General features: G+C 74.0%; 1 protein-coding gene. It reads right to left on the reverse strand.

Going from position 1 to position 1143, the window contains the following annotated elements:
- Positions 1 to 1143 (reverse strand): glycoside hydrolase family 38 C-terminal domain-containing protein (locus ABD844_RS05180; RefSeq protein ID WP_344873474.1); only part of this gene is annotated, 1143 nt, incomplete at both ends.

Below are 1143 nucleotides of genomic sequence, written 5' to 3' on the forward strand. Positions count from 1 at the left end.
AACGGCTCAGACGCAGGGTGAGGATCTGGAACGGGCGCAGCGACAGCCGCAGACCACGGCCATCGGCGGGTTCGAGCGGGGTCTCCGGCTGTTCGAGCAGGTCGGTCACGTGGGCGGAGGTCAGGCCGAAGGCGCTGGTCAGCGTCGTACGCGCGGCGCCGCCCCGAGACTCGTAGAGCCGCACCACGACGTCGCCCGACCGATCGTCGGCGAGCTTGACCGTCTCCACGACCACGGCCGGGTTGTCCACGGTGACCAGGGGTTCGGCCCGCGCCCGGCCGGTTCGCGCGCGCAGCGGCAGGTTGAGCGCGTACCCGCCGGAGACGGCCGCGCCGACGTCGGCCCCGGCCTCCAGCGCGTACGTGAACGCGTGCCGTCCCCGGTCGGCCTGCGGGTCGGGGCTGTGCGGGGCCCGGAGCAGGCTCAGGCGCAGCGTGGTGGTCGTGCCGCCGTCGTCGCGGGTGTGGCGGCTCACGTCGTGGCCGTAGGTGGAGTCGTTCAGCAGGGCCGCGCCGAACCCGTGCTCGCCGACGTGCACCCAGCGGTGGTTCCACAGCTCGAAGCGGGCCGCCTCCCAGCTCGTGTTCTCGTGCGTCGGCCGCCGTACGTGCCCGAACTGGATCTCCGCGCTCTCGTGCTCGGCGTGCACGTCGAGCGGCCAGGCCGCCTTGAGCACCGCGTCGCGTTCGTGCCAGTCGATGTCGGTGCGCACGACCAGGCGGCGGCTGCCAGCGGCGAGTTCGAGGTCCTGCACGACGCGCGAGTCGCCGAACGTCCGCGTGACGCGTACCACGCAGAGCAGCGGCCCGCGTTCGACGGCCGCGACCGAGTCGGCCTCCGTCAGGTCGCGCACGGTGTTGCGGTAGTGGCGGTCGAGGTTCCAGGCGCTCCACAGATTGGGGTCGTCGCGGTGCAGTTGCAGCAGGTTGCCCGGCCGGTCGGGAGCCAGGACCTCGCGCTCGGCCGTACGGTCGAACACCGAGCGCACCAGGCCCGCGCCGTCGACGCGGACCCGCAGCAGGCCGTTGTCCAGGACGAAGCCGTCGTCGCCAGCCTCGATCGCGACGGGCGCGGGCGGCTCGGGGTCGGCGACGCCCATGCCCAGCGCGGGGGCCACGACGGCCACCGCGTGGCGGCCGTCGG

This window comes from Nonomuraea antimicrobica (genome assembly GCF_039536965.1).
In the GTDB taxonomy this organism is placed as follows: domain Bacteria; phylum Actinomycetota; class Actinomycetes; order Streptosporangiales; family Streptosporangiaceae; genus Nonomuraea; species Nonomuraea antimicrobica.